Origin of the sequence: Natronomonas salinimetallica (assembly GCF_013839515.1) — an archaeon.
Taxonomy (GTDB): domain Archaea; phylum Halobacteriota; class Halobacteria; order Halobacteriales; family Haloarculaceae; genus Natronomonas.
This window is the reverse complement of record NZ_JACDNQ010000001.1, coordinates 191,467-214,123: the sequence shown is the minus strand read 5'-3', so window position 1 is coordinate 214,123 and position 22,657 is coordinate 191,467. Positions and strand designations below refer to the sequence as shown.

Annotated in this window: 21 protein-coding genes; 11 read left to right on the top strand and 10 right to left on the bottom strand. The window is 66.0% G+C overall.

Annotated elements, in window-relative coordinates:
- The first annotated feature begins 124 nt into the window (after positions 1–124).
- On the top strand, positions 125–2,689 hold the full coding sequence (gene ppk1 / locus HZR14_RS01015) for a polyphosphate kinase 1 (RefSeq protein WP_181691002.1): 2,565 nt from the start codon (positions 125–127) through the stop codon (positions 2,687–2,689).
- 73 nt (positions 2,690–2,762) lie between these two features.
- On the opposite strand, the gene HZR14_RS01010 is transcribed toward ppk1, so the two are convergent.
- The 6 genes from HZR14_RS01010 to HZR14_RS00985 all read right to left on the bottom strand — a co-directional run bounded on the left by HZR14_RS01010 (position 2,763) and on the right by HZR14_RS00985 (position 8,149).
- A complete protein-coding gene (locus HZR14_RS01010) occupies positions 2,763–3,824 on the bottom strand; it encodes a sensor histidine kinase (RefSeq protein ID WP_181691001.1) in 1,062 nt (353 codons plus the stop codon).
- A gap of 179 nt (positions 3,825–4,003) precedes the next feature.
- Positions 4,004–4,759 (bottom strand): TOBE domain-containing protein, encoded by a 756-nt coding sequence (locus HZR14_RS01005; RefSeq protein WP_181691000.1) that lies wholly within the window; start codon positions 4,757–4,759, stop codon positions 4,004–4,006.
- Positions 4,760–4,870: 111 nt separating this feature from the next.
- Positions 4,871–5,635: an amino acid ABC transporter ATP-binding protein gene (locus HZR14_RS01000; RefSeq protein WP_181690999.1), complete on the bottom strand. Its 765-nt coding sequence runs from the start codon at positions 5,633–5,635 to the stop codon at positions 4,871–4,873.
- Positions 5,632–6,351 carry an ABC transporter permease gene (locus HZR14_RS00995; RefSeq protein WP_181690998.1) on the bottom strand — a complete coding sequence of 240 codons (720 nt, stop codon included), beginning with the start codon at positions 6,349–6,351 and terminating at the stop codon, positions 5,632–5,634. The genes HZR14_RS01000 and HZR14_RS00995 overlap by 4 nt, the downstream gene beginning before the upstream one ends.
- 3 nt (positions 6,352–6,354) lie before the next feature.
- A complete protein-coding gene (locus tag HZR14_RS00990; RefSeq protein ID WP_181690997.1) occupies positions 6,355–7,317 on the bottom strand; it encodes an ABC transporter substrate-binding protein in 963 nt (320 codons plus the stop codon).
- Between the two features lie 550 nt (positions 7,318–7,867).
- Positions 7,868–8,149, bottom strand: coding sequence for a helix-turn-helix transcriptional regulator (locus HZR14_RS00985; protein ID WP_181690996.1), 282 nt, complete (start codon positions 8,147–8,149; stop codon positions 7,868–7,870).
- Positions 8,150–8,512: 363 nt separating this feature from the next.
- Between HZR14_RS00985 and HZR14_RS00980 the strand changes: the two genes are divergently transcribed.
- From HZR14_RS00980 to HZR14_RS00965, 4 genes are all read left to right on the top strand, one after another.
- Positions 8,513–8,830: an EMC6-like membrane protein gene (locus tag HZR14_RS00980; protein WP_181690995.1), complete on the top strand. Its 318-nt coding sequence runs from the start codon at positions 8,513–8,515 to the stop codon at positions 8,828–8,830.
- Entirely contained in the window at positions 8,830–10,668 is a 1,839-nt protein-coding gene (locus HZR14_RS00975; RefSeq protein WP_181690994.1) for a ribosome biogenesis/translation initiation ATPase RLI, read from the top strand. The genes HZR14_RS00980 and HZR14_RS00975 overlap by 1 nt, the downstream gene beginning before the upstream one ends.
- A gap of 86 nt (positions 10,669–10,754) precedes the next feature.
- Entirely contained in the window at positions 10,755–11,279 is a 525-nt protein-coding gene (gene hjc, locus HZR14_RS00970) for a Holliday junction resolvase Hjc (protein WP_181690993.1), read from the top strand.
- Between the two features lie 79 nt (positions 11,280–11,358).
- Positions 11,359–12,336: an NOG1 family protein gene (locus tag HZR14_RS00965; protein WP_181690992.1), complete on the top strand. Its 978-nt coding sequence runs from the start codon at positions 11,359–11,361 to the stop codon at positions 12,334–12,336.
- A gap of 39 nt (positions 12,337–12,375) precedes the next feature.
- On the opposite strand, the gene HZR14_RS00960 is transcribed toward HZR14_RS00965, so the two are convergent.
- Both HZR14_RS00960 and HZR14_RS00955 read right to left on the bottom strand, forming a co-directional pair.
- A complete protein-coding gene (locus HZR14_RS00960; protein WP_181690991.1) occupies positions 12,376–13,122 on the bottom strand; it encodes an SIMPL domain-containing protein in 747 nt (248 codons plus the stop codon).
- 59 nt (positions 13,123–13,181) lie between these two features.
- Positions 13,182–14,495 carry a TIGR00341 family protein gene (locus tag HZR14_RS00955; RefSeq protein WP_181690990.1) on the bottom strand — a complete coding sequence of 438 codons (1,314 nt, stop codon included), beginning with the start codon at positions 14,493–14,495 and terminating at the stop codon, positions 13,182–13,184.
- Positions 14,496–14,586: 91 nt separating this feature from the next.
- On the opposite strand from HZR14_RS00955, the gene HZR14_RS00950 reads away from it, so the two are divergent.
- Positions 14,587–15,642: a hypothetical protein gene (locus tag HZR14_RS00950; protein WP_181690989.1), complete on the top strand. Its 1,056-nt coding sequence runs from the start codon at positions 14,587–14,589 to the stop codon at positions 15,640–15,642.
- A 144-nt stretch (positions 15,643–15,786) separates the two neighbouring features.
- Positions 15,787–16,404 (top strand): GTP-binding protein EngB, encoded by a 618-nt coding sequence (gene engB, locus HZR14_RS00945; protein WP_181690988.1) that lies wholly within the window; start codon positions 15,787–15,789, stop codon positions 16,402–16,404.
- 498 nt (positions 16,405–16,902) lie between these two features.
- Here engB and HZR14_RS00940 read toward each other — a convergent pair whose 3' ends face one another.
- Positions 16,903–17,271 (bottom strand): DCC1-like thiol-disulfide oxidoreductase family protein, encoded by a 369-nt coding sequence (locus tag HZR14_RS00940; protein ID WP_181690987.1) that lies wholly within the window; start codon positions 17,269–17,271, stop codon positions 16,903–16,905.
- Positions 17,272–17,524: 253 nt separating this feature from the next.
- On the opposite strand from HZR14_RS00940, the gene HZR14_RS00935 reads away from it, so the two are divergent.
- Positions 17,525–18,538, top strand: coding sequence for an arsenic resistance protein (locus tag HZR14_RS00935; RefSeq protein ID WP_181690986.1), 1,014 nt, complete (start codon positions 17,525–17,527; stop codon positions 18,536–18,538).
- Between the two features lie 76 nt (positions 18,539–18,614).
- Here the strand turns inward: HZR14_RS00935 and HZR14_RS00930 are convergent, their stop codons facing one another.
- Positions 18,615–19,904 (bottom strand): MFS transporter, encoded by a 1,290-nt coding sequence (locus HZR14_RS00930; protein ID WP_181690985.1) that lies wholly within the window; start codon positions 19,902–19,904, stop codon positions 18,615–18,617.
- A gap of 204 nt (positions 19,905–20,108) precedes the next feature.
- On the opposite strand from HZR14_RS00930, the gene HZR14_RS00925 reads away from it, so the two are divergent.
- The 3 genes from HZR14_RS00925 (at position 20,109) to HZR14_RS00915 (ending at position 22,591) form a co-directional block, all read left to right on the top strand.
- Positions 20,109–20,435 carry a transcription factor S gene (locus HZR14_RS00925; protein ID WP_181690984.1) on the top strand — a complete coding sequence of 109 codons (327 nt, stop codon included), beginning with the start codon at positions 20,109–20,111 and terminating at the stop codon, positions 20,433–20,435.
- 270 nt (positions 20,436–20,705) lie between these two features.
- Positions 20,706–21,935 (top strand): DUF3179 domain-containing protein, encoded by a 1,230-nt coding sequence (locus HZR14_RS00920; protein ID WP_181690983.1) that lies wholly within the window; start codon positions 20,706–20,708, stop codon positions 21,933–21,935.
- Positions 21,932–22,591, top strand: a complete 660-nt coding sequence (locus HZR14_RS00915; RefSeq protein ID WP_255479129.1) for a hypothetical protein — start codon at positions 21,932–21,934, stop codon at positions 22,589–22,591. Before HZR14_RS00920 ends, HZR14_RS00915 begins: the two co-directional genes overlap by 4 nt.
- Positions 22,592–22,657 lie beyond the last annotated feature (66 nt).

The window sequence follows — 22,657 nt, the reverse complement described above, 5'->3', positions numbered from 1 at the left end:
CCGACGACAGGCATGATGATCGACAGACAACGACGACCGACGACACCTAACGATGACCGACGACAGGTATGATGATTGACAGGCATGATGATCGACAGACAACGATGACCGACGACGGACAACGATGACCGACGAATCGATCGAGATCCCACCCTACGAACCGGCGGACGTCGATCTAACCGACCCGGAGTTGTATCTGAACCGCGAACTGAGCGAACTCGCCTTCCAGCGACGCGTTCTCCGCGAGGTCATAGACGACAGGACCCCGCTGCTCGAACGGGTCCGGTTTCTCTCCATCGTCACGCGGAACCTGGACGAGTTCGTGATGAAGCGCATCGGCGGCCTCAAACAACAGATAGAGGCCGGCGTCACGGAGGAGACGGTCGACGGCAGAACCCCGCTCGAACAGTTCGAAGAGACCCACGAGCAACTCGGGCCGATGCTCCGGAAGCAAGCAGACTGTTATGAGTCGGAACTCCGTCCGGCCCTGGCTCGACACGGCATCGAGATCGTCGGCTACGACCGTCTGGACGCGGGGACTCGATCGTCGCTGCGCGGGTACTTCGAACGGTCGATCAAGCCGACGTTGACGCCGCTATCGTTCGATCCCGCCCACCCCTTCCCGTTTATTTCGAACCGTTCGCTCTCGCTCGCGGTTCTCACCCGCCAGCCGGGGGACGACGATCCGACGTTCACCCGGATCAAGATCCCCCCGAACCGGCCACGGCTGATCGAGATCGACGACGACGCACGGTACGTCCTCGTCGAGGAGCTCATCAGGCACAATCTCGATATCCTGTTGCCGAACGTCGAGATACTCGATACGGCGCTGTTTCGGCTGACGCGCAACGCCGAGGTACGACGAAACGAGGAGGTCGCAGAGGACCTCATCGAGATGATCGAGGACGTCCTCGAACAGCGACGCTTCGCCAGTGCCGTCCGGATGGAGATCGAGTCCGACGCCGACCCACGCGTCCGGGAGACGCTCCGAGAGCAGTTGGATCTCGACGAGCGCGAGGTATACGACCTCGAAGGGCCGATCGACTACCGCGACTTCGCCGCCCTGACCGACCTCGACCGTCCGGAGTTGAAACCCGACGCGTGGACGCCGAAATCGCATCCGCGCCTCCGGGGCGACCGCCGGTTGTCGCTCGACGCAGAGGAGAACGCGGACGGGACCCGAAGTATCTTCGAGCACGTCAGCGAGGACGATATCCTGCTCCATCACCCCTACCACGACTTCGGCGAGACCGTCCAGCGGTTTCTCACCGAGGCGGCCAACGACCCGGACGTGCTGGCGGTGAAGGCGGCGATCTACCGAACCGCGAGCGACTCGCAGGTCATCCAGTCGCTCATCGAGGCCGCCGAGAACGGAAAACAAGTCGCGGTGATGGTCGAACTGAAAGCGCGCTTCGACGAGCAGAACAACCTCGAGTGGGTCCGTCGCCTGGAGGAAAACGGCATCCACGTCGCCTACGGCACCATCGGGCTGAAAACGCACACCAAGACCGCTCTCGTCGTCCGCGAGGAGGGCGACGACGTCAACCTCTACTCGCACGTCGGCACCGGAAACTACCACTCCGAGACGGCCAAGGGGTACGTCGATCTCGGGCTGTTGACCGCCGACCGGGATATCGGGCAGGACCTCGTGACTCTTTTCAACTCCTTTACCGGGCCGGGGCTCGACGAACGGTTCCGGAAACTGCTCGTCGCGCCGGTGACGATGCGCGAGGAGTTCACCCGATGCATCCGCCGGGAGGCGCTACACGCCCAGGCCGGTCGTCCGGCGCGCATCGTCGCGAAAATCAACGGCCTCGAGGATCCAGCGATCGTCGAAGAGCTGTATCGCGCGTCGATGGCCGGAGTCGAGATCGATCTCATCGTCCGTGACATCTGTCGGCTCCGGCCGGGACTCGACGGGATCAGCGAGAACGTCTCGGTCCACTCGGTCGTGGGCCGGTTTCTCGAACACTCCCGGATATTCTACTTCGAGAACGGCGCTCGGGCGGCGGATCCGATCGCCGATTCGACGGCGGACGCGGCCCTCGATTCCGCGGCAACCGATACCGACGCCGACGCGGCGGCGGCGGACGCCGACGGTGGACGTCCGGAATACTACGTCGGGAGCGCAGACTGGATGACCCGCAACCTCGACAGTCGTGTCGAGGCGGTCACCCCCGTCGAGGACCACGATCTCCGTCGGCAGTTGAAGTTCAACCTCGAGTTGATTCTCGCGGACAACAGGCGGCGCTGGACGATGAACGCCGACGGGAGCTACGATCAACGACAGCCCGACGACGACCCCGTCATCGACACCCAGGCGGTCCTGATGGATGAAACACGAAGCGCCGTCGACCGCGAGGGCTACGACGTGGGGGTCGCCGCCGACGTCTCCGTCGACAGCGGCATCGTCGTCGACGCGTCCCCGGACGTGGGGGCGGACCGAGAGCAACCCACACCGGAGCCGGACGGGCACGCGTCGTCGTCGGATGCGGTACCGACCCACGACGACGGGCAGCGTGCTGAAGACGTATTCCAGCAGTACGACGAGCGCTGGTATCGACCGGAGAGCGATACCTACGAGTTCGTGATCCGTACTCCCGACGGCGATCGCCGATATCTGAAGACGCGCTCCGGGGCCGAAACGGCGCTGAAACGGCTTTACGACGGGAAAATAGACGAAACGTAGGCGGGGAGTGACACGCGTGCCGTCCGTCGTCCGGGCGTCTTCGGGGGGCGAAACGGTGAACCCTCAGGTCGTCTCACGGCTGTGTCGTCTTTTCGTCGGGCGGCACGTCCGGCGGCAAATAAAAACGGACGACGTTTCCACGGGGGCCGGATCTTTCGAACGCCACCTCGCCCCCGAGCGATTCCACGCACCATTTCATCACGAACAGGCCGATCCCCGAGCCGTGTGACGTGCTCGTGGCCATGCTCGGATCGGACAGTGCGTCGAGCTCGGCGTCGGATATCGCGGGATTTTCGTCGACGATACGGATCTCGACGCGTCCGGTATTCGGCGAGGGACCGACGCTGACGTCGACGGTCGGGGCCGAAACGTCAGCGTGAACGACGGCGTTGTCCAACGCGTGAGTGAGGGCGTTGGTGAACGCGTCGTCGACGTTGATCCACATCGCCGCCCGCTCGGTGACGGTGATCTCCGCACTCGGGTGCTTTTCTTCGATATCGTCGGCCACGGCCCGCACCGCCGTCGTTGCGTGTTTCCTGACGCGCCGGTCGACGGTCCCCGAGACCGCCTGTCGGATCTCTTTGACCGATTCGGCCATCCCACCGAGTTTCTCCGCGCTCCGCCGGATGGTTTCGCCGGCCTTCCGGGTGCTTGCGGCGTCGGGATTGGAGCCGACGGCGTCCGCATTGCCGGCGATGATGGTCGCCTCGTTTCGCAGATTGTGTCTGAGAACGCGCCAGAACAGCTCCGCTCTATGGTGTGTGTCGTAATACTCGGTTATGTCCTGTATCTCCGCGTAGACGTACTCCGGGCCACAGAACGGCTGTCGTGAGAGGTGGATCCGTATCCAGATGAGCTCCCCATCGGAACGCTTTGCCCGCCAGACGAACTGCTGTGGATCGCCCGCAGCGCTGGCCTGGAGCCGAGATTTGAACTCGGGGGCGGCGTACGAATAGGTGTTTGCGGTGTACTCCTCGACCGAGAGGTCGCGGAGTTCCTCGAGGGGATATTTCAGTATCGTCCCCAGCCAGGTGTTCGCATCCCGGATCGTTCCGGTCTCGGCCTCGTACAGCGCGGTTCCGACGTGGAGCGTGTCGTACTCGGACGGCAACGTGACTCGTTTCTCGGTCGCCATCGATGGTCGTCCGTCGATACGGTGCCACCTGTGGCTTGCTAATACCGATATATATCCCTCCGGTCGGCTCATACTGACGAACAAAAGAATGTACACACGACGCACGAGGATCACGCCGTTCGACGGAGCGAACGGCGGATCACTCGTGAGTCGGTTTCATTTGATTTCGTCCACCAGTATCAGTAGTCGATCGCCGTCGCCCGCGTCGCCGTGGTCTTGAACGACGCGACGACGTCCGCCCCCGGTTCGATGCCGAGGCGGCGGCGGCTCTCCCGCGTTATCAACACCAGAAGCGACGCGTCGGTGCCCACGTCGACCCCGACGCGGACGATCGATTCGCCCGACTCAACGTCGGCGACGCTTCCGGGGAGGCGGTTCCGGGCGCTCGTCGCCCCGCCGTCGGGTGCGTCGGCGGGACGATACAGCGTGACCGCGTCGGCCTGGACGCTCACCTGTACCTCCGTGCCGACGTCGAGTTCCGCCGGCCCGCCCCCGGACGCTCCCCCCTCGCTCCCCCCGTCTCCGTTCGCGAGCACCCGGTCAACGAGCAGCGCTCGAACCACCCCGGCGTCCGTCTCGACCGACCCGAACTCGCCCTCGCGGTCGCGTATCTCCCCGGACAGGACCGATTCGGGGACCGCCGCCGTCTCCGAGAGCGTCGCCCGCAGGCGGTCGAACCGGGCGAGAAGCGTCTCGGCGTCGGCGGTGAGTCGGCTCCCCCCGCCGTCCGCGCCGCCGCGCTGGCGCTCGACCAGCGGCCCGAACCCCTCCTCCAACGCCGCGACGCGGTTCAAGGCTCGCGCCCGGGAGCGCCCGAGCGCCTCGGCCGCACCCTGGACCGACCCGTGTGCCCCGATCGAGCGGAGCAACTCGGCGTCGGCCGCCCCGAACGTCACGTCGCCGGCCCGCAAGCGCGCTTCGACACCGACGTTCATGCCGTACCTCGGCCGACGGGGCACAAAAACCGTTGTGTTCGTTCCGGCGGCCACCGGGGCCGATCGGCCCGACGCCCCGACGACGCGGCGACACCGACCCCGATCCCCGGATCAATACACCAGTTCGCCGGAGATGAACTTCCGCGTCCGGTCGTCCGTCGGGTCCTCGAACACCCGCTCCGTGGGACCGATCTCACTGAACCCGTCCCCGAGGAGTACCCCCACCCGGTCCGCGATCCGCTCGGCCTGATGCATGTCGTGGGTCGCGACCACGACACCGATGCCGCGCTCGCGGGCCGTCCCGATAGCGTCCTCGATCAACCCCGTGTTCCGGGGGTCGAGATCCGACGTCGGCTCGTCGAGCATGAGGTACTTGGGGTCGTACGCCAGCGCCCGCGCGAACGAGACCCGCTGCGCCTCGCCCCCCGAGAGCGAGTCGGCGTCCTGTTCGAGGCTGTCGTCGAGGTCCACGACCTCGAGGGCCTCCTCGACTGCCTCGGACGTCCCGTTCGATCCGAGCACCGACCGAAACTGGCTCCGAAGCCGCTCGCGCCACGACTCGCGGACCCGCAGGCCGTACTCGACGTTCCGGACGACCGAGGCGTCGAAGAGGCTCGCCTCCTGGAACACCATGCCGATGCGCCGACGGAGCGCCAGCCGCTCGCTCTCGCCCACCGACCACACCGCCCGCCCGTCCAACTCGGTCGTCCCCGAACTCGGCCGGACGAACAGCGCGAGCACCCGCAGCAGCGTCGTCTTCCCGACGCCCGAGGGGCCGATGATCGCGAGCACCTCCCCGGGGTCGACGGACATCGAGAGGTCCTCGAGTACGGGTCCGTCCCCGTAGGTGTGCGAGACGTTCGAGAGGCGTATCATCGGCCCATCCCCCCGGTGTCTCCGAGTCGGACGACGACGGCGTTGACGAGCAGTACGATCGCGACCAGCACCGCCCCGAGCACCATCGCGGTCTCGTACCGCCCCTGACGGGCCTCGAGTTGGACCGCGGTCGTCAGGGTCCGCGTCTTCGAGATCCCGTCGGAACTCGTGATGTTCCCGCCGACGATGAGCACGGAGCCGACCTCGCTGATCGCGCGCCCGAACCCCGCGAGCACCGCCGTTGCGATCCCGTAGCGCGCCTCCTTGATGACGACCAGCGCCACGTCGAGGCGGGTCCCCCCGAGGACCCGGGCCGCGTCGCGGACGTTTCCCTCCACGCCGGTGACGGCCGCGAGGCTGATCGCCGTGATCGGCGGCGTCGCGAGCACGAACTGCGACATGATCATCGCCTCCTTCGTGAAGATCAACTCCAGGGAGCCGAGCGGTCCCTGGTTCGAGACGGCGAACAGGACGAGCAGGCCGACGACCACGCTCGGAAACCCCATCCCGGTGTTGATGACCGACTTCACGAACTGCTTGCCGCGGAAGTCGACGAACCCCATCACGATGGCGACCGGAACGCTGACAAGCGTGCTCAGCGACACCGCGATGACGCTCACGTACAGCGAGACGTAGACGATACTCGAGACGTACCCCTCTCTGAACGGCGAGTCGAGCAGCGCCGGCAGCAGATCTACGGCTGGGTCGAGCGCCACGTTCTATTCGCCGCCGTTCCAGCCGTCGGGGACGTACTGCTGGAAGTCGGGGTTCTCGGAGACCGCCTCGGGGAAGAACAGCTGTTCGCCGTCGGATTCGTACTCCGAAATCATCTCCTGGACTCCCGGACTGGTGACCCAGCCGATGTAGGCCATCGCGAGGTCGTAGTTGGCGTCGTCGTGGACGCCCGGGTTGACGGCCATGACGCCGTAGGGGTTCGCGAGGACCTCCGGCCCGTCCTCGATCGGGCCCTGCACCAGAACGGTGAGACCGATCTCCGAGCGCTGGGAAATGAAGGTGCCCCGGTCCGAGAGCGTGTACGCGCCCTGTTGATTAGCGTTGTTCAGCGCCTCGCCCATCCCGCCGCCGATCTCCTGGTACCAGTCGCCGCCCGGATCGGTGCCGGCGGCCTCCCACAGGTTGCGTTCTTTGGTGTGCGTCCCCGAGTTGTCCCCCCGCGAGACGAACGCCGCCTCCGCGTCCGCGATCGCGGTGAGCGCCTCGGTCGCCGACCCCATCCCCTCGATGCCCGCCGGATCGTCCGTCGGGCCGACGATGACGAAGTCGTTGAACATCAAATCGCGGCGGTTGACCCCGTAGCCGTTGCGCATGAACTCGTCCTCGAGGCCGCGGGCGTGGACCATCACGACGTCGCAGTCCCCGTTGCGGGCCGTCTCGAGGGCCGCTCCGGTCCCCTGTGCGACCGCGTCGACCGAGACGCCGTACATCTCCTCGAAGTCGGGGTGGATCGCGTCAAGCAGCCCCGTGTCGTAGGTGCTCGTCGTCGTGGTGAGCGTCAGCGTCTCGCCGGCGACGCCGGGTCCGTCGTCGCTGGCATCGGCGTCGCCGGCCCCCGCCGAACTGCTGGAGCCGACGGAGACGGGCGTCCCCCCGAGACACCCGGCCGCGCCGGCGAGCGCGCCCGCGCCGACAGCCGCGACGAACCGCCTTCGTTGTATCGACATGGAAACACCGATGGGTCGATCTCTATTATATTTTGTGCCGCCCGGGTAACTGGTATCGCCAACGCCCCCGTCGCATCACGATCCGCTTCGATCCGCGCCACCGGGTGGCGATCCCGTCTTCGCGACGCTAGGGGTCGCTGTCGCCCTCCGTCGGATCCGAGGCGCTCGCCGACGTGGTGGCGGATCTGACGGCTCCGTCACGGCACTAGCCGAAACCGCCTAGCCGACGCGCTCCCGTCGCATCGGCCGGCCTGGGGGCGTCCGAACGGCCCCGCTACAGAAGCGTGGGTTCTTAGGGGTGAAGCGAGAACGGCCGGTGGTGGCGGTGACGACAGTTACCCCCTCTGAGCCCCTTGTGATGAGGGTTTTTTCCGAGCCACCGTTCACCGATGCCGAGCGACGGCACCGGCCAAGAGAACCGGGCGGACGCCCCGGTATCGCGCTGTCGGTCGCTCGGGTACTCGCGCGGAACACGCCGTCGCCGGACGGGCCGCACCCGTCGCTGCCGTGGGCGTTGCGATCGGAGCGAAAAGCGGACGACGGGGACCGTTCAGTCGTCGGAGGCCGCCGCCTCGCCGGCGCCGTCGACGGCCGCCTCGCCGGTGTCAGTCAGTTCGTACAGGTTCTGTCTCGCGTCAGCGAAATAGACGTCCTCCGAGACGATTTCGATGTCCTCGAGCCGTTCGAGCGCGTACCGGACGGTCCGCGCCGAGAGCATCGACTCCTCGACGATGCTCTTTTGCGTCATCGCGCCGTTGTACTCGAGAACCTTGTAAACGAGTTTCGCGCTGGGTGGAAGGTCGGTGAGTGCTTCCCCATCAGAATCGGCCATCTCTACCGTAAAAGAGGGGAGCCACAGGTATAAACGTTGATCCAAACATGGAAGGTACGCGGCCGAACGGGGCGTGAGGACCCGCCTATAGTGGACATCGCAACTATGTACACATCGATCGCACTGCCGCCGTGCGGTCGAGTGTGTCTTGTCTTCCGATCCCTACTATAGACCGAAACCGAGGTGTCCACGGACGTCATCCAGCCGGCGCGTTCCGCCGGACGTCATCCAGCCGGCGCGTTCCGCCGGACGTCATCCAGCCGGCGCGTTCCGCCGGACGTCGCCGGTTCACGCTTTTCCTCCCGCCGAGACCGTCGCCCCGGGAACGAACCGCTTTTGACGACGGATGGCACAAGGGTAACTATGGCAACCGATACGGTCGAACGCCGGACCGCACACGTCCGTGGCGTCACCGTCACGGCGATCGCGTGTCTGGCCGGTGTCGCCGCCGCCCTCATCTCGGCGGCCGTCGCCGACGGTGCCGGGGACACCCTCGCCGTCTACGTCCTCGCGAGCGCCGTCATCGTGCAGTTTCCGATCCACCGGCTCATCGAGACGGCCGGGATCGAACTGGACACCGATGATTTCGGGGTGAAGGACTATCTCTACGTCGCCTTCATGACGTTCGCGCTCTGGTTCGTCTGTTGGGCAATTTTGCTCACGACCGGGGCGAGCGTCTGATGGCCGACGACAGCATCGCCGTCGTCGATCTGGACCGCTGTCAGCCCGACCGGTGTAACTACGAGTGTGCGAACTTCTGTCCGCCGAACCGGACCGGCGAGGAGTGTATCGTCACCCGCGAGGAACGCCACGACGAGGGCGAACATTACGCCGGTGGTGCCGACCAGATCTCGATTTCGGAGGAGCTGTGTCTCGGCGAGACCTGCGGCATCTGCGTCGAGAAGTGCCCTTTCGATGCGATCGAGATCATCAACCTCCCGCAGGAACTCGACGAGGAGCCAACCCACCGCTACGGCGAGAACAGTTTCGCGCTGTACGGCCTTCCGGCCCCCGAGGAGGGACGCGTGACGGGGATTCTCGGCCCCAACGGGATCGGGAAGACGACCGCCGTCCACGTCCTCGCCGACGAGATCACGCCGAACCTCGGCCGCTTCGGGGACGAACCGGACTGGGAGGACGTCCTCGAGGAATACCGTGGGACCGCCCTCCAGGAGTACCTCGAGGACCTCCAGGAGAACGAGGTGACGGTCGCCCGCAAACCGCAGTACGTCGATAAGATACCCGACACCTTCGAGGGAAAGACGAGCGAGCTACTCTCCAGCGTGGACGAACGCGGTGCCGCCGCCGAACTCACGGAGCGCCTCGGGATCGCCTCGGTCGTCGACCAGCCGATCGATACGCTCTCCGGCGGCGAACTTCAGCGGGTCGCCCTCGCGGCGACGCTGGTGCGGGACGCCGACTTTTATTTCCTCGATGAGATCACGCCGTACCTCGACATCGGCCAACGCGTCACGGCGGCACGGCTCATCCAGGAGCTGTCGGCCGACGACCGTTCGATGCTCGTCGTCGAACACGACCTCGCCGTACTCGATCTGCTCGCCGACGCCCTACACGTCGCCTACGGTGAGCCGGGCGTCTTCGGCGTCGTCACGCCGCCGAAATCGACGAAAGGCGGCATCAACGAGTATCTCAGCGGCTACCTCGAAAACGAGAACATGCGCATCCGCCCGGGGGCGATCGAGTTCCAAGAACACGCCCCTCGGGTCGAAAGCTACGCCGAGACGCTCGTCGAGTATCCCGCCATGCGGAAGTCCTACGGCGAGGGGGAGTTCAGCCTCGAAATCGACGCCGGCGAGATCAAACACAACGAGGTGCTCGGTATCGTCGGCCCCAACGGGATCGGCAAGTCGACGTTCGCGAAACTGCTCGCCGGGCGGCTCGAGCCCGACGAGGGGAGCTTCGACGCCCGCCTCGATATCTCGTATAAGCCCCAGTACGTCGAGATCGACCAGCCGATGCGGGTCGACGCGTTCCTCAGTTCGATCACCGACGACTTCGGCAGTTCCTACTGGAACACCGAGATCGCGGGTCCGCTCCAGCTCGATCGGATCATGGAACAGGACCTGACGGACCTCTCCGGCGGCGAGCGTCAACGCGTTGCGATCGCCGCGTGTCTCTCGAGGGAGGCCGACCTGTATCTCCTCGACGAACCCTCCGCGCACCTCGACGTCGAACAGCGCGTGCTCGCGACGCGGGCCATCCGCCGCTACACCGAGACACACGACAAGACGGCGATGGTCATCGACCACGATATCTACATGATCGATCTGCTCTCGGATCGCCTGCAGGTCTTCGAGGGGACCCCCGCCGAGCACGGCCACGCCGGCCGGCCGATGGGGATGCGTGAGGGAATGAATACCTTCCTTTCGAACCTCGACGTGACGTTCCGCCGCGACGAACGGACCGGCCGCCCCCGGATCAACAAGCCCGGCTCCCAAAAGGACCGCGAGCAAAAAAAGGCCGGCGAGTACTACTACGCGCCGACGGACGCGAACTGATCGCCACAACGACGCGCCGACCGGCACAGCCGCTACAGTCGCCGCCGACCGCCCTATTTAAATCGCTCCGATCCCCAGAGCCGCCAATGGCGAACCCGAACGCGAAGGGCGACCGCCGCGAGCGCGAACTCGTCACGGCACTCGACGAGGCCGGGTTTGCGGTGATGCGCGCACCGGCCTCCGGCAGCGCGACCGAGCGCGAACTCCCGGACGTGCTCGCCGGCGACGGCGGGACGTTCTACGCGATCGAGGCGAAGTCCTCCGCCGGCGACCCGATCTACCTCTCGGGCGAGGAGATCGAGGCGCTCGTCTACTTCGCGCGGAACTTCGGCGCGAACCCCCGCGTCGGCGTCCGCTTCGACCGCGAGGACTGGTACTTCTTCCACCCCGGCGATCTCTACGAGACCCCCGGCGGAAACTACCGGGTCAAAAAGGAGACCGCCCTCGCCGACGGGACCGATTTCGCGGAGTTCACCGGCGACTCGAAAAAGGTGACGTTGGACGAGATCGCCGCTGACGACGAGGACGATGGGGACGAGGACACCCGCGAGATCCTCGGCGCGCTCGAACGCGGCGACATCTCCGTCGACGACGCCGTCGAGATGCTGTAACCGCCCGGACTTTCGGGGCCCGAACGCCCGTCTCGGCGGGAGACACGCCGTTTATACGTGACGGCGCACAAACGGGGGTATGCACTTCGAAGACCTTCCGACGACGCCCCGGTCGGAGGAGTTGGTCGACAAGGCGTTCTCTCGGGCGGCGCGTGCGGGGCGGGCGAAACAGGGCAAAGAAGCCCAGGAGTCGATGCTGCAGACGGCCGCGAACATCCTCTCGGATAACCTCGGCAACGTCGTCACGTCGTGGCCGGATTTCGACGTCGTCGACCCGTTTTATTACGAACTCGCCGACGCGACGCTCGCCGACACCGACGTCGAAGGCGTCGACCGGCTCAGACAGCACCTCTCCGAGGTGATGTGGGCCTCCCGGCAGACGGACGAACTGAAGCGGGAGTACCACGGCCGGATCAGAAACGCCGACAAGGACACCGCCCGGAAACTCCGCAAGCAGGCGTTCGCCCGCCTTGCCGACGTCACAGAGCAGGTCGAAGACGACCTCATCGCGGTCGGCGAGGCCCGAGACGCGCTCAAGACGCTCCCCGACATCCGTGCCGACGAACCCGCGATCGTCGTCGCCGGCTACCCGAACGTCGGCAAGTCCTCCTTCGTCAACCGGATGACGAACGCCACGAACGAGACGGCGGCCTACCCGTATACGACTACCCGACTCAGCGTCGGTCACCTCGAACGCGACCACGTCCGGTACCAACTGGTCGATACACCCGGATTGCTCGACCGGCCCGCCGAGGACCGAAACGCGATCGAATCACAGGCCGTCTCGGCGCTGACGCACCTGGCGGACGCCGTCCTCTTCGTGCTCGACGCCAGCGGGGAGTGCGGGTATCCCCTCGACGACCAACTCGAACTGCTCGACGACGTCGAGTCGACGTTCGAGGTCCCCGTCCTCGTCGTCTGCAACAAGGCCGATCGCTCGACCGACGCCGACGCCGACCACTATATGAGCGTCGAGACGGGCGAGGGGGTCGAAGCGGTGCTCGAAGCGACGGTCGACGCCGTCGGCTACGAACCGGAGTTGCCCTTCGAGGAGTAGCGGCCCTTCAGCGTCCGATCGGGGTATCGGTATCGGGGATCAACCGCCCGTCGCGTTGTAGGTTACTTCGACCGCGTACTCCACGGAGACGTCGCCGGTCTCGACGTTCGTGTCAGCCGATTCCGGCTCCGGCGTCGCCATTGCGGCCCCTTCGTAACGAACCGGGCTGAAGTTCCGCTGGGTCGCGTCGACGCTTGCGACGCTCGTCACGTGGAGGTCGCCGTTCCTCGCGATGGCGTCGGCCTGCATTCGGGCGTCCGACATCGCGTTGGCGATCGCTTCCTCGCGGAGGTCGGTCCGGACGACCTCCGAGAGAGTGAACTCGATACCTTCGACTTCGACGTCGGCGTCGGCAGTCGCATCGATGACCTCTCCGACGCGGTCGGGGTCATCGAGGGTCACCTCGAACCCGTGGACGCCACGGTACGCCGGCACCTCGTCCTCCTCGCGGGGCGGGACTCTGGGCGATCGGACCCGGTAGTGCATCGTCTCGTAGTCGTCGTCAGTGAGGCCGATCCCGTCGAGGTTCGTCCGAAGCGCGTCGGCATCGGTCGCGAGTTCCCGACGGACCGCGTCCGGGTCGTCGCCCTCGGCGACGGCGCGGACCCGGACGACCGCCCGATCCGGCGGCGCATCCGCCCCGCCGGTCGCATCGACCGAGACGGTTCGGTCCGCAGCGTCGTCGGGTGACTGTGCGCCGATCGGCGAGACGACCGCGACGCCGACGAGCGTCATCGCCAGCAGGGACACGAGAACGACCAGTACCGCGATTGCTGTCCGTTGCATACGCGGATCGACCGCGGGAGCGATCATATACGCGACGGAACGTCAAACGGCCGTTTGAGTCATCCGTCTCCGCCGCCGCTGCTCCGTTCGATCTCGACGTAGAGGATCCGAACGTCCGTCTCGATCCCGTATCCCTCGGAGAGCCGGGTCTCGATCCCGTCCGCGAGGCTCCCACGGGGGGCGTCGGGCGGGACGCCGACCGTGCCGACGACCACGCTCGGCCGCCGGAGGAGGAAGTGCTCGGTCTCCGTTCGGACCTCGAGTTCGACGAGTTCGTATCCCGAGTACTCCGGCTCTTCGAGTTCCGTCGCCACGCCCTCCCGGATGTCCTGTTCGGTGTTCGCGGCCTGATAGGAGTCGTAGGTGACGCCGCCGAGAAACACCGATAACAACGCGATAGCGGCGACGAGGACGGCGACCCGTTTCAGCGTCGCGGTTTTCGCCCGATCGTGTCTGAAGAACTGTTCGGGGCGGTAGCCGCCGTACCAAAGAACGACGAGGGCCGCGAGGTTGATCGAGAGGACGTTAACCGCCACGAGGACTGCCGACCCGACCGCGAGGGCCGGCTCGCCGTAGGCGATCCCGATCCCGACCGTCGCGGCCGGCGGAATCAACGCGACGGCGATCATGACGCCGACGAGCGCGGTCGAGACGCCCGTCATCAGGCTCACCGCCCCGGCGATACCGGCTCCCAACGCGACGGCGAGCGAGAGAACGCTCGGCGAGAGTCGCTCTGCGACCTCCGACAGCGAGAGCGGGTCCAGCCCCGGCGGGACGAGGTTCGTCACCCGGACGAAGGCCGCGAACAGCGTCGCCGAGGCGATAGCGAGGGCGACTCCGAACACCTGGAGGCCGATCCCCCGCCGGAACAGCTCCCCGTTGTCGATGACGCTGCCCACGGCGGCGGACATCGCGGGGCCGATAAGCGGCGCGATAACCATGGAACCGACGACCGTCGCGGGCGAATCGAGGAGGAGTCCCGCGGTCGCGATCACCGCCGAGACGACCGTCATGATCACGTACGTCGGCAGTGCGGAGGCGAGTTCCTCGGCTCTGGATTCGAGTTCCTGCCTCGCGATCCGCTCCTCGCTCTCTTCTTTTTCGGCATAGGCTTCGGTGAGCGCATCGAACCGGTCCGATTCGACCGTTTCAGCCTTCAACACGACGGTGTAAGCCTCCCGTTCGAGGCCGGCTTCCCGCAACGTCTCCAAGACCGGCTCGACGGCGTTCGTCGGCAGCGGAAAGTACGCGACTGCAGTGTACTCCCGGCCGCTGGACTCGTCGGTGACGACGTAGTCGATCCCCTCGTCGTCGAGGAGTTCGAGGACGGTTTCGCGCTTCCCGGTCGGGATCGTCACCTGGACGAGTCGCACGCCGGGACCTCTCGGGGCGCATGAATAAACCCAACTGTTCGCGGGACCGTCCGGCACAACGGCTACGTACCAGGGGACCCAGCCGTTCGGTATGCCGATCGAGTTCGAGCGATCCGTCGACGAAGCGCGGCTCAAAAGCCCCCTCGAGGCGTTCGAGACGGTGACCGAGACGGTCGAACACCGGTGGGATCCACTGACCGATCGGAAGGCCCGTATCGTCCCGGACGTGTTTCCGGATCCCGAGGGCGGAGCGGAAACGCACTCCAAGGGCGAAACGGGGGCGGCTCTCGACGCCCTCGTCGGCGACAGCGAGGGCTGCTTTTTTTGTCCGGACAGCATTGAAACGGCGACGCCCGAGTATCCCGACACTGTCGGCGGCGGCCGGACGATGCGGGGGGAGGCGACCGCGTTTCCGAACCTCTTTCCGTACGCGAAACACGCCAACGTCGTCGTACTGACCGAAGAGCACTTCCGGCCGATGACCGACCTCGGCCCGGAGCGACTCGCCGACGGCCTCGCCTGCGGGCTCGAGTACGTCCGTTCAGTCCGCGACCACGAAGGCTCGCGGCTCGCGTCGATCAACATGAACTTCCTGCGTTCGTCGGGCGGCAGCGTCTTTCATCCCCACATGCAGGTGATCGCGGACGACCACGGCACCGACCGGCAGGCCCGGATTCTCCGCCGTGAGCGCGAATACGACGACGAACACGACAGCCGCTACTGGTCCGATCTGCTCGAACACGAACGGTCCGGGGACCGATACGTCGGCCGGACCGGTGGCGTCGAGTGGGTCGCGCCGTTCGCGCCGCTCGGGCAGTTCCACGTCGCCGGTGTCCTCGATCCGGACGCAATCGGGGGCGACGACGGTGTTCTCTCTCCGGATGCCGAACTCCTCGACGACCTCGCCGTCGGGATCGACGGCGTCCTCGAATACTACGCCGACCGCGGGCTCAACGCGTTTAACTTCGGGTTGCGGTTCGCCCCCGACGACCCCGCCTCCACGCCCGTTCTGGACATCGTCGCCCGCGCGCCGTTCGAAGCGTACTACGTGAACGACGCCTTCTACGCGCAGACGGTCCACCGCGAGGGCGTCGTCGACGTCGCCCCGGAGGTGTACGCGTCGGCGGTCGCCGAACACGTCGAATAGCGTGGGCCGATTCCCCACAGCGTCCGCACACACAGAACGTCTCTCGGACGTATTGCACAGAACGTCTCTCGGACGTATTGCACAGAACGTCTCCCGGGGCGCATCGACCGGGCGGCTTATCCCCGCCACCGGCAAACGGTGGGTATGTTCGAGACGCGCCCCGACCGCGACGCCGAGGTCGTCCTCGTCGGGCGGTCGAACGTCGGCAAGTCGACCCTGATGCGTGAGATCACGGGACACAACGTCGACACCGGGGGCAGCCCCGGCGTCACGAAAAAACCGAACCACTACGACTGGACGTCCGAGGACTTCGTGGTCTCCGATCTCCCGGGCTTCGGGTTCATGGCCGGCGTCCCCGAGGACGTTCGTGAACGGATCAAAACCGACGTGGTCCGCTACGTCGAGGCCAACGCCGAGAAGATCATCGTCGGTGTCCTCGTCGTCGACGGGAAGGCGGCCATCGACATCATCGACCGCCACTCGGGCCCCGACGAGATCCCCCACGACGTCGAACTGTTCGGGTTCTTCCAGGAACTCGACGTCCCCGTCGTCGTCGCGGTCAACAAGATGGACAAAGTCGACGACCGCGACGAACGACTGGACGCGCTCGCCGAACGGCTCGGCCTCTATCCACCCTGGCAGCAGTTCGACGATATCCTCGCCCCGATCTCGGCGAAACGCGGGTCGATCGGGCCGCTCAACGAGGCCGTCAGACACCACCTCCACGAGGCCGGCCGCGACGACCTGTTCAAGTTCTTTTAACTGGAATTAGGCGCTAATACTGTCGGACGTAACTACTTGAATCGAAAATCTCTGAGCGTCGTGTCACAGTACGGTTTCGTCTATCTGAACGATTCATACTGGTGGACGAAATCAAATGAAACCGACTCACGAGTGATCCGCCGTTCGCTCCGTCGAACGGCGTGATCCTCGTGCGTCGTGTGTACATTCTTTTGTCCGTCAGTATCAGGTATTCACGAAATTACGTCCGACAGTATAAGTCCCCTTCCTCAAGGAGCCGTTCGAAAATCGGAGATTTTCGTGATCACGAGAGACTACGTCTCTCGGACGACAACGCAGGGAGCAAAGCGACCGAGTAGCGTTAACGAGAGCAAGCTCTCGTTCGCACGTCAGAAATCGGAGATTTCTGAGGACGCAGTAGGGAGGGGATACAGCGTTCACGAGAGCTTTGCTCTCGCGCGCGAACGAGACGCTCTGCGTCTCGTCAACGCCGCACGATTATATTCGGCCAGGTCCTGGTCAGCTCTCGGGTCGGTCCTTCGAGACGAACAGCCCCCAGAGGTCGCGTCGGTCCGCCACCTCCCGGTAGAGTCGCTCTCGGAGCCGTTTGTAGTCCTCGAACTGGCGGAGGAACCGCGCGAGTTCGTCCGATCCGGGCGGGACGTCGGCCCGGGCGAACGCGCGCTCGGCGGCGGCACCGCAGGAGTAGACCGCATCGTCGGTCAGCAGATGAACACACGATTCGAAGCCATCGGGGAGCCGCTCGCGCTGTTCGCCGGTGAGATCACCGAAGCCCGTTGCCTCCAGGTTCGTCCGCTGGGCGAAGTAGTCGGCCCACCACGTACAGAAGCCACAGTCGTCGTCATAGACGAGGACGTCGGCGCTCATGACCGACAGTTCGGGCGGGGGATTGATATGTATCTCGGGTGCGAGGTCGGCCGGTTCGTGGGCGAACGCGGCGGGGTGGGGACGCCGAAACGGAACAGGAGAAACTCGCTGGAACGGAACAGGAGAAACTCGCCGAAACGGAACCGAAGGGGTCCCCGCGATGAGCGTAACATTTTATATTGTGTAGTGATCGCAATACTATTATGTACTACCGCGTACGGACTACCTTCCTCCCCGATCGGGGTGACACCGAATGATCTCCCGAGCGCTCAAGAGCATACAACAGAACCTCATATACGTCGTCGTCGGATCACTCGCTGCCGGCCTCGTCGTCGGACAGTTCATGGGTTCCGGGGCACAGAGTCGGCTCCGGATGGCGGTCGTCCCGGTGCTTTTCGTCATGATCTACCCGATGATGATCAACATCGACCTGCGGGAGATACTCTCCGTCCGCGAACACGTCGGCCCCGTCGGCGCGAGTCTGGTCGTGAACTTCGGGATCGCGCCGCTCGTCGCCGTCGGACTCGCCCGGCTCTTCTTCTCCGGCGCGCCCGCGTACGCGATCGGGCTGTATCTGATCGCGCTCATCCCGACGTCGGGGATGACGGCCGCCTGGACCGGCCTCGCCGGCGGCGATCTGGAGGCGGCACTCGTCGCGATCGCGGTCAACCTCGTCGCGGCCGTGTTCGTCCTCCCCGTGTATCTGTCCGCGCTCGTCGGCGGCGATGTCGGCTTCGATCCCAACGCGCTCTATCGTCAGTTGGCGATCGTCGTCGCCATCCCGATGGTGGCCGGAAATCTGACCCGGCGGCTGCTCCTCCGTCGTTACGGCGAGGCGGGATTCAAGCGGCTCAAACCCACGTTCGGCGGCGTCTCATCCTTCGGCGTGATGCTCATCGTCTTCATCGCGATGGCGATCCGCTCGGAGCACATCCTGGCCGACCCGATCGCCTCGGTGGTCACGATCGTCCCGCTCGTCGTCTTCTATGCGATCGTCCTCGCGATCGGTGCCGGCATCGGGCGGCTGTTGTTGTCGGAATCGCAGTCCGTCGCACTCGTGTATGCGACGAGCATGCGAAATCTCTCGATCGCGTTGGCGATCGCGGCCGCTCCCGGCTTCCCGCCCGCGGAATCCGTACTCCCCATCGCGCTCGCCTATCTCGTCCAGCCACCGCTCGGAGCGGTCTACATGCAGTATCGTCGTGACGTTATCGGGGAAGGCCGGACGCTTCCCGGTGTCGTTCGGGGCGTTCTCAGCGGCCCCTGACGGCGACGGTCGGAGGTCGGAGACGACACCCGGAGGTCGGCTCGGGAGCGAAGACGGGAGGTCGGCGCTACCGTCGTCACCCGTTCCGGCGCAGGGACGGTATCGGCGAGACGGCTCCCTCCAACGTCTCTTCGACCTGCGTGGCGACGAGAGCGAGCGCGGCGAGAGCCAACACCGCTCCGAGGGCGAAGGGGACAACGAAGCCGTACCCGAAGAGAACGCCCGAAGCCAGTGGTCCGATGGCCGTCCCGAACCCGAACGCCATCGTCAGCACCGACAGCGTCGTCCCGGACTCGCCCTCCAGGGCGAGGTCGCCCGCGACCGCGAGCGACGGGGCAAACACCATCGCGACGGACACGCCGTGTACGAGCCGGGCGACGAGCATCGCCGACGAGGAAGTGACGAGTCCCTGCGTCAACACCGCGGGTACGAGGAGGGCGAGCCCCCAGACGAGAAACGGCTTGCGGCCGATCCGATCGGCCGCCCGCCCGATCGGCACCTGCAGCGCGACGTTCGCGATGACGACTGCGGAAAACTGGACGCCGAACCACGTCGGCCCCTGGTCGAGTCTCGCGTTGATCGGGTCCTGAAGCGTCGCGAACAGCGCGATCGACGTCGCCATGAAAAACGTCCCCACCCCGAGGACGAACACGGGATCGAGGAGGTGCCCGTCGTCGCCGAGGACCGCGATCGAGAGGTTCCCCCCCGCCTCGGCGGCCGACATCGGCGGCTCCGTTATGAGCACCGTCACCAACACGAAGCTCACGAGCGCCCCGGCGACCGCGATGCCGAAGGCGGCGTCGAACCCCGAAAGGACCCCGCCGAACGGAAGCGTGTAGGGACCGGCCTGAATCACGAGGCCGGCAACGACCGGGCCGAAGCCGAAGCCGATGAGCCGAAACGTGTTGAACACGCCGAAGTTGCCGCCGCGTTCGGCGTCGCTTCGAGCCAGGTCGTTGACCAGGGCGATCGTCGTCGGGATGACGAACGCGCCACCGAGCCCCTGCAGCGCCCGCACGACGAGCAACGCCTCGTAGCTCTCGACGAGGGCGTAGGCGACGCTCGTGACCGCGAGGACGACCAGCCCGAAGAGGATGTATACTTTGCGTCGGCCGGTCCGGTCGGAGAGCCGCCCGGTAAACGGCTGGGCGAAACTGTTCAGAAAGCCAAAAAGCGACAGCGCAACGCCGATCAACAGTTCGAGCGTTATCGGGATTCCGAGCACCGAGGCTCCCTCGAAGCCGGGGAGCGCGAGCTCGCCGCTGGCGATGTACAGCGGTAACACGATGATGAGAAACGAGTTCGCGACCGCGTCGGCCATCCTGGCCAACGCCAGTACGACGACTCTTCGATCGGTTCCGAACATCCGTCTCCGTCGAACGAAGGGACGATCCACGCATCACAGTTTCGGAACGGAGCCCACGCCGAAGCGGCGCGGGTCTGCGGACGGCACCGAACCCCGCCGGGTGAACTACCCCACCCTACTCGCTCACGGTTAGCGCCGTTCGCTCCTTGAGGACGGGGACTTAGCCTGCAAAAGTTAAATACGCGGTCGGACCACATCCATGGTATGGAATTCTGCGACGAGTGCGGATCGATGATGCACAATCAAGAGGGGGTGTGGGTGTGTGGCTCCTGTGACTTCGAGAAGGCCCGCGACACCGACAGCGAGACGGATATGGTCACGACGGAGGGCCAAGACACCGACAGCGGTCCCGTTGATATGTCCGACGTCGACGACGCGGAGATCGGCCCGACGACGACGGTGAAGTGCCCGAACTGCGGCCACGACCGGGCACGCTACGAAATGAAACAGATCCGGGCCGCCGACGAGTCCGAAACGCGGTTTTTCACCTGCGTCGAGTGCGATCAAAAGTGGCGAGAGGACGACCACTGAGACGGGTCGGCGTCCCGACGGATCGGCGGCCGGGGTCGGTGCTCGCCGAGGTCAGTGCTTGCCGGGACACGGCGAAGACAGCCCGTAATAGTCGTCCCCGCTCTCGTATACGCGGCCGCGCAGCCGGGTACCTGATGCCGCCCTGGATCGTGTTGAGCTTTCGTTTCCCCAGCGTGATCGTGTTGAGCGCCTTTTTTCCCCAGCGTGTGTCACGCGTACACGATCGCTCCGCCCTTATATCGACTGCCCGTCTGTGTTTTATGCGAACAGATGTCACACACTCGCCGTCGGTTCATAACTGCGCTTGCGGCCGTGACGGCGGGATCGAGCGCCGGGTGTCTCGGCCGTCCGGATCGGCCGTCGGCCGACGACGGCCCCGACGGGGAACCGGTCGTCGACCTCGGCGTCCCGTGTACGGACTCGGGCGGCTCCGTCGACCTCTCCGGTGGGCGTCCGGCAGCGGCGTTCGACGGCACCCGGGCGACGCCCGAGGCGACGTACGCGGACGGCGACCTCCCGCTCCGGGGGACGCCGCTTCACCTGGGCCACGAACGGAGTGCCCTCGTCGACGGCGACATGAGCGGTGGCGTCGGCCACGACGGCATTCCGTCGATCGACGACCCCCGCTTCGCCCGGGCCGGTGACGTCGAACTTCCCGGCTGTGCGCGGGTCTTCGGCGTCGCGTTGGGGGGCGACGTTCGGGCGTATCCACAACGCGTGCTCGTCCACCACGAGATCGTCAACGACGTCGTCGGCGGGGAGCCGGTCGCGGTGACGTACTGCCCACTGACCGGGACCGCCCAGGGGTTCTACCGCGGTGGGACCGAGTTCGGCGTCTCCGGCCGCCTCGTCAACTCGAATCTCATCATGTGGGATCGAGCCAGGGACGTCCGTTGGCCACAGATCGCGGCCACGGGGATCGAAGTCGGTGGACAACGCGACACCGACGGCGCAGATCGGCACCTCGGGCAGTCGCTCCGCGAGTTCCGGGTCGTCTGGACGACCTGGCGGCGCTGGAGCGACCGACACCCGGAGACGCTCGTATTGACGGAGGGGACGGATGCGGCACGGAACTACAATCGGGACCCATACGGCTCCTACGAGCCGCCCGTCTCCGGCCACTACTCGACGGAGGCCGGAAGACAGCCCAACTTCCCGCTTTTGGCCTACGACAGCGCCGAATCCAAGCGGGTCGTCGTCGGCGCGCGGACGGGGGCGGGCGCGGTCGCCTTCGACAAGCGGACGCTGATGGAGTCGTCAGTGCTGACGGGAACCCTCGGCGACGCGCCGGTCGTCGCGGTCGCCGACGAGGGGATAACCACAGGATACGTCTACGCCAACCCGGAGGGTCTCCCCGTCGAACGCGACGGCGATGCGTACGCGATCGACGGGACGTCCGCACCGCCAGATGGCCTTCCGCTCGATCGACTCCCCGCGTTCGATGCTATGTGGTTCGCGTGGCACGGCTTCTATCCAAACACCGGACGGGTCGAAATATGACGACGCCGACCGACGGACGGACGGAAACCGGCCCGGAAGCGCCGACCCCCCGGACCGCGCCGATCACCTGGATTCGAAGCCTGTTCGCCCGAACCGGCGTGGCCGTCCGCGGCGCGTTGCGGCGACGCGATGGCCGGGCGACCCTGCTCCTCGTGGCGGGGCTGTATTCGCTCACGTACCTCTGGGCGCTGCGGGACCTGACCGCGACCGGCCCCGGCGGCCTCGACGTCTTCGTCGTCTCCGAGCCGATCACGACCGCGTTAACTCCTCTCTCGCCGTTTCTCTTCGAGGCCGTCGCTCGAATCGAGGCCGGACCGATCGTCTATCTGTTCCGGCCGGTCAACGTCGCGCTCGGCGTCGGGCTGGGGCTTCTCGTCGGCGTGACGCTCGCCGTTTCGGTCGTCTCCTGGCGCGGACCGGACGCTTGCCGGATCGGGGCCGGTGCGGGGGCTACGGCCGGCGTCCCGGGGCTCCTCTCCGGGTTCGCCTGCTGTGGCCCGCAACTGCTCGTCGTCATCGGGCTGCAGGCCTCCGCGGGGCTCGTAGCCGCGATGCAGTGGATGGTGCCGCTCGCGGTCGCGTCGCTTCTCGGTACGCTGCTCTGGGTCGGCAGTCGGGTCCGGCTCGATCCCGACTATAGTAGACATCGCAACTAGTTACACATCGACCGCACGGCCGCCGTGCGGTCGAGTATGTATTGTCTTTCGATCTCTACTATAGCG

Bases quoted from the DNA above. Each gene is read 5' to 3' on its own strand.
- HZR14_RS00965 (WP_181690992.1), top strand. From the start codon at position 11,359: ATGCACTTCGAAGACCTTCCGACGACGCCCCGGTCGGAGGAGTTGGTC.
- hjc (WP_181690993.1), top strand. From the start codon at position 10,755: ATGGCGAACCCGAACGCGAAGGGCGACCGCCGCGAGCGCGAACTCGTC.
- HZR14_RS00990 (WP_181690997.1), bottom strand. From the start codon at position 7,317: ATGTCGATACAACGAAGGCGGTTCGTCGCGGCTGTCGGCGCGGGCGCG.
- HZR14_RS00950 (WP_181690989.1), top strand. From the start codon at position 14,587: ATGCCGATCGAGTTCGAGCGATCCGTCGACGAAGCGCGGCTCAAAAGC.
- HZR14_RS00980 (WP_181690995.1), top strand. From the start codon at position 8,513: ATGGCAACCGATACGGTCGAACGCCGGACCGCACACGTCCGTGGCGTC.
- engB (WP_181690988.1), top strand. From the start codon at position 15,787: ATGTTCGAGACGCGCCCCGACCGCGACGCCGAGGTCGTCCTCGTCGGG.
- HZR14_RS00930 (WP_181690985.1), bottom strand. From the start codon at position 19,904: ATGTTCGGAACCGATCGAAGAGTCGTCGTACTGGCGTTGGCCAGGATG.
- HZR14_RS00920 (WP_181690983.1), top strand. From the start codon at position 20,706: ATGTCACACACTCGCCGTCGGTTCATAACTGCGCTTGCGGCCGTGACG.
- HZR14_RS00985 (WP_181690996.1), bottom strand. From the start codon at position 8,149: ATGGCCGATTCTGATGGGGAAGCACTCACCGACCTTCCACCCAGCGCG.
- HZR14_RS01010 (WP_181691001.1), bottom strand. From the start codon at position 3,824: ATGGCGACCGAGAAACGAGTCACGTTGCCGTCCGAGTACGACACGCTC.
- HZR14_RS00915 (WP_255479129.1), top strand. From the start codon at position 21,932: ATGACGACGCCGACCGACGGACGGACGGAAACCGGCCCGGAAGCGCCG.
- ppk1 (WP_181691002.1), top strand. From the start codon at position 125: ATGACCGACGAATCGATCGAGATCCCACCCTACGAACCGGCGGACGTC.
- HZR14_RS01000 (WP_181690999.1), bottom strand. From the start codon at position 5,635: ATGATACGCCTCTCGAACGTCTCGCACACCTACGGGGACGGACCCGTA.
- HZR14_RS00925 (WP_181690984.1), top strand. From the start codon at position 20,109: ATGGAATTCTGCGACGAGTGCGGATCGATGATGCACAATCAAGAGGGG.
- HZR14_RS00935 (WP_181690986.1), top strand. From the start codon at position 17,525: ATGATCTCCCGAGCGCTCAAGAGCATACAACAGAACCTCATATACGTC.
- HZR14_RS00940 (WP_181690987.1), bottom strand. From the start codon at position 17,271: ATGAGCGCCGACGTCCTCGTCTATGACGACGACTGTGGCTTCTGTACG.
- HZR14_RS00975 (WP_181690994.1), top strand. From the start codon at position 8,830: ATGGCCGACGACAGCATCGCCGTCGTCGATCTGGACCGCTGTCAGCCC.
- HZR14_RS00960 (WP_181690991.1), bottom strand. From the start codon at position 13,122: ATGCAACGGACAGCAATCGCGGTACTGGTCGTTCTCGTGTCCCTGCTG.
- HZR14_RS01005 (WP_181691000.1), bottom strand. From the start codon at position 4,759: ATGAACGTCGGTGTCGAAGCGCGCTTGCGGGCCGGCGACGTGACGTTC.